Genomic DNA, 4271 nt, shown 5'->3' on the forward strand with positions numbered 1-4271 from the left:
CAAGGGCCCCTGACGGGGCCCTTGTTGTTGGCACGCTCAGCACCGAAAACCGCACCCAGAATCCGCCACCAGAAATGAACACCGGATTACGTCACCAAATTCCGTCACCACTTACCGCCGCCAGATTTACGCGGGTTTAGACCGCCGCTAACATGTGCTGTCCACCGCTTCAAATGCAGCCGCAATCAGCGCAGCGCCCAGGCCAATGTAGGCCTGCCGCGCAGCGTGCTCAAAGTTCACCTGTGGATCGCGCGCGGGGTAGCTGTTCAGCAGCATCTGGCGGTAGTTTTCCCAGCCCTCGTTGGTGCCGCCGCGTTGCGCGTTCGTCAGGTCAAACATGTGGTTGATGCGCTCGGCGGTGTAGTTGTCCCAGGCGGCAAACACCAACAGGTGTGAGCCATCGGTGATCTGCGCCTGGTTCCACGCGATGGGCTTGATCTGTTCGCGCACGGCAGGGTTGGTCACCACGATGATTTCGAACGGCTGCAAGCCACTCGAAGTGGGTGCCAGGCGCGCCGCCTCCAAGATGCGGTCCACCTTGTCTTGCGGCACCACTTTGGTGGCGTCCAGCTTCTTGGCCGCGTAGCGCCATTGCAGCTTGTCCAGCAAGACGGGGGTGTGGGTGGGTTGTGACAAATCGCTCATGGGTTTTTCCGTTGAAATGGTGCCCACACGGTGTGGGACATAGGGCGATCATCACCGAACGAAGCGCATGCTGCTGGTGGCCTGGCAAAAGCCGGCTGTGCTTTGACCGTGCGCTGCTGGTTCAGCGCGTTTCACGGGGTTCAGTTAAGCGCACCATGGCAATCGCGTCAAAAGGACACGTCACTGCACACTTGGCGCAGCCGGTGCAGCCCGGTTCGTCGTGCACCAGCGAATACTTTTTCCCACGTTGTACCGCCAGCGACATCACGTGCGGCGGACACACCGCCACGCACCAGCCGCAGCCGGTGCAGCGCATGGTGTCAACGGCAGGCAGTGCTTTGCGTTCGGTCGCCATGGCCGTATTGTGGAGGCCATGCCAAAAGAAACCACCACCCTTCGCCGAATCCTTGAGCGCGACCGCACCATCGCCGTGGTGGGTTTGTCGGCCGATGCGCACCGCCCCAGTTACGGCGTGGCCCGCTACATGCAGCAACACGGCTACCGCATCGTGCCGGTGAATCCGCGCTACCCAGCCATCTTGGGCGAGACCGCTTACGCACGGCTCGAAGACATCCCTTTCGCCGTCGACATGGTCAACGTGTTTCGGCGGGAAGAAAACATACCCGACATCGCGCGCAGCGCGGTCGCCATCGGCGCCAAAAGCTTTTGGCAGCAGCTCGGCCTCAAGAGCCAGGAAGCCGACCGCATAGCCACCGACGCCGGGCTCGACACGGTCTGGGACTGCTGCCTGAAAGTGGCCCACGCCCAACTGCTGGGCCGCTGATTGCGGGCTGTTGCAGGCGAAAAAAAACCGGCCCTCAGGCCGGTTTCACGGCAAGCGCCAAACGCGCTCAGTAGCCGCCGCGCCCGCCGCGGTTGCCACCGCCAAAACCACCAGCGCTGGCCTCTTTCGGGCGGGAAATGTTCACCACAATCGAACGGCCGCCGACCGACATGCCGTTCAGCCCCTCAATGGCCGCGTCAGCCTGTTCGCTGGTGCCCATTTCCACAAAGCCAAAGCCCTTGGAACGGCCCGTGTCACGGTCCATCATGACCTTGGCCGACGAGACGTCGCCGTACTCGGAAAAATTGTGGCGCAGCGCCTTGTCGTCGGCGTCATAGGGCAGATTGCCCACGTAAAGCTTGGTGCTCATGAAAGAGCCTTTCAGAGAGATGGCGCCGAAACCAGGCAAAGCCCGGCGGCGCAGGAGAAAGCGGCGCCCAGTGGACACCGCAAGAACACGTGCTGCGCTTGCCAAGGGCAGAGCACAACACAGACAGGGGCGCTGCGAGCGGGCGTTTAACCCGTGCGAATCAGCGCCACACAACAACGAACATTTGGTTTTGGCCCGCCAGCTGCGCGTTGCAACCGACCGAGCCCATCGAGACCAATCCGGCCCTTTTTGCCGCAGCCGTGAAGTCGCTGCAAGCCAGTACCAGACTCGTTCGCCGAGCGTCCCATCATATTCTGCAAAGCCACATCCATTCTGGTCAAAGCCAAAGGCCAGAAAGTCGGGCCCATCCCCGAAGCCACGTTCCACCCACCGCCCCTGCGAACCCAGGAAGACGCCGACGCCTTCATGTACGAACTCCAAGACCTTCCATGCGTCAATCAGCCCGAACACACCGCCACCACCCGCCACCTGCACATCACCGGTTACTTGCCAGGCGCGGGCTACTGCTGGAACATGGCCCGTCAGGCAAAAACGCTGGGCTTGAGTGGTTGGGTGCCCAACCGACTGGTAGTGTGCAGGCGCTTCTTCACTGGGCGCAGCATGGGCATCCGGGCGCGCGTGTGGACGGTGCTGTGGTGGGCGAGGTCAAGGTGGAAACCTTGCTCATCGGTTTTGAGCAGTGGGGGCGGTATAGGGCGTTTCGCCACTCCATCTTGGCGCACGTTTCATATAACGTCACCCCAGGCAAAGCCCTGGGTGTCAGACCAGATCCTTTTGAATAGTCTTTGCTCCTCACCACAAGAGGAACGCAATGACCCCAACAGATTCGACCCCGCAGCGCCTTCAGTACGGCTAGCGTCCGACGCAGCCCGGCATGTACCTCGGTCTTTTCCATGGTCGGAACAGCCGCAAACAAGACATGGACGATTGGGGTTTCGCTGGGCCAGTGCTCGGCCCGCTGAACTATTGCCACACCACGTACATGGCGTACGTCCACCTGCAGTTTCTGAATGGGCAAGACGCGCGTATCTGCTGCAATTCAGGGCATCTCGCCGTCGATCTGGAGGTGGTGGAGGACATGATCCATTTCGAGGGCGCTTACTATGGAGATTGGACGGTGTTCTTCGTGGCGCCAGATGAGTGCCGCCGTCCGGATGACGCTTTTCGGAACAAGCCCCGCAACAACGTGTACCAGTGGCACAACCACTTGAAGAACGCCCCGCATTCGAACGACCCATAGGAAGAATCCATGCCGAGATATCTTGTCCTAATGCATTTCTGCTTCCATGAGGAGTTGGCGGGTAGCTGTGTCCCGAAACAGGGCGGCACCTGCCTCAGTCACTTGCGAACTAGCGCTTTACCTTTGCCTTGAGAAAAACCATGTCGCGGTGAAAATCGAGATAACGGCTTTGGCCAGCAGAGAAGAGACCAACGTTCTCCAGCATGCTTGATGTGATTCCCATCCGTTCTATCGAACCGAGATCGGCCACTGGCGAAACAAGAACATCGCCATTATTTTTGAATGAGATAAATCCACGGTCAAATAGCAAATCAGCATCGGGCGTGAGAAGAAAACCATTTTCGCCGTCAAGGCGGTCTTCATTACTGGCGTCGCGCCAAGGCTTTGTGTGACTCGCGCGTAAGTACTCGGAATTTGAGACGCCGGTTAGCCGGCAGCGTCTTTCAATTTGAGTGACCCTCGAACGGAACAACCCTTGACCTCTGCGCGCCATAACAATGGCTCTTTTTTCTGTTTCTTCCATCTTGATGTCAGTCAAGATTTTTTCGATTTGATGCTCTTCCCATGCCACCTGCCCCCGGTAAAGATCATCGAATCCAGGGGTTGCCGCATGCCAGGCTTGCACAATTGCTCTGGCCTCACTACCGATCAGGTCAACCAGTTGGGTCGCAAAGAGTTCAGGAACTTCAGTCAGATAGATATTTTGCAGACCGTGACCATTGGGTCTCAGCGGCGAGTACTTGGAAGGTAGATATGGACCAAGGCGAGCCATCTCATCCATAGGCCGGATGACGTTTTTCAGTTTTACGAAGCGGACATCCACTCTCCATCCGATCTTTTCCCAGTAAGCGCCGACACTTCCAAACTCCAGCGGCTTTGGAGCCTCGTATGCATTCGATTTGGCTATCCCAATAGCCCGAATGTTCGCATCGCAAAAGGAAAAAATCACATCACCAGGCGAGACCTCGCGCATGAACTCATAGAACGGGCGGATTCAAAAGTGAAGTGCAACACCCTGGGTTTCAATGAACGAGGGTGGAATGTTGCGGGCTGTTGAGCAGGAGCTCTCGGTAGACCGCCAGCGGTGATCGTACGCCAAGGCCTTTCCTGGGCCGGTTGTTGATCTGATCGGCAATGGCATCGAGTTGCTCTTGGCTGTAGCCCGAGAGATCGGTGCCCTTGGGTAGGTACTGACGCACCAGTCCATTGGT

6 protein-coding genes and 1 pseudogene are annotated in these 4271 nt (G+C 58.4%); 2 read left to right on the plus strand and 5 right to left on the minus strand.

Annotated features, from left to right (window positions below):
- Positions 1–153 precede the first annotated feature (153 nt).
- Positions 154–645, minus strand: a pseudogene (locus tag AC0GNR_RS19305) (nitroreductase family protein); the annotation flags it as partial.
- A 121-nt stretch (positions 646–766) separates the two neighbouring features.
- Entirely contained in the window at positions 767–1000 is a 234-nt protein-coding gene (locus AC0GNR_RS19310; protein ID WP_472902371.1) for an ATP-binding protein, read from the minus strand.
- An 18-nt stretch (positions 1001–1018) separates the two neighbouring features.
- On the opposite strand from AC0GNR_RS19310, the gene AC0GNR_RS19315 reads away from it, so the two are divergent.
- Positions 1019–1429, plus strand: coding sequence for a CoA-binding protein (locus AC0GNR_RS19315; RefSeq protein WP_472902372.1), 411 nt, complete (start codon positions 1019–1021; stop codon positions 1427–1429).
- A gap of 67 nt (positions 1430–1496) precedes the next feature.
- On the opposite strand, the gene AC0GNR_RS19320 is transcribed toward AC0GNR_RS19315, so the two are convergent.
- On the minus strand, positions 1497–1799 hold the full coding sequence (locus AC0GNR_RS19320) for an RNA recognition motif domain-containing protein (RefSeq protein ID WP_472902373.1): 303 nt from the start codon (positions 1797–1799) through the stop codon (positions 1497–1499).
- 895 nt (positions 1800–2694) lie between these two features.
- Here AC0GNR_RS19320 and AC0GNR_RS19325 point away from each other — a divergent pair.
- Positions 2695–3060: a hypothetical protein gene (locus AC0GNR_RS19325; RefSeq protein WP_472902374.1), complete on the plus strand. Its 366-nt coding sequence runs from the start codon at positions 2695–2697 to the stop codon at positions 3058–3060.
- 109 nt (positions 3061–3169) lie between these two features.
- Here AC0GNR_RS19325 and AC0GNR_RS19330 read toward each other — a convergent pair whose 3' ends face one another.
- Both AC0GNR_RS19330 and AC0GNR_RS19335 read right to left on the minus strand, forming a co-directional pair.
- A complete protein-coding gene (locus AC0GNR_RS19330) occupies positions 3170–4033 on the minus strand; it encodes an HNH endonuclease (RefSeq protein ID WP_472902375.1) in 864 nt (287 codons plus the stop codon).
- Positions 4034–4082: 49 nt separating this feature from the next.
- A partial coding sequence (locus AC0GNR_RS19335; RefSeq protein WP_472900757.1) for a transposase occupies positions 4083–4271 on the minus strand: 189 nt, incomplete at its 5' end.

The organism is Hydrogenophaga sp. LT287, from assembly GCF_055702805.1.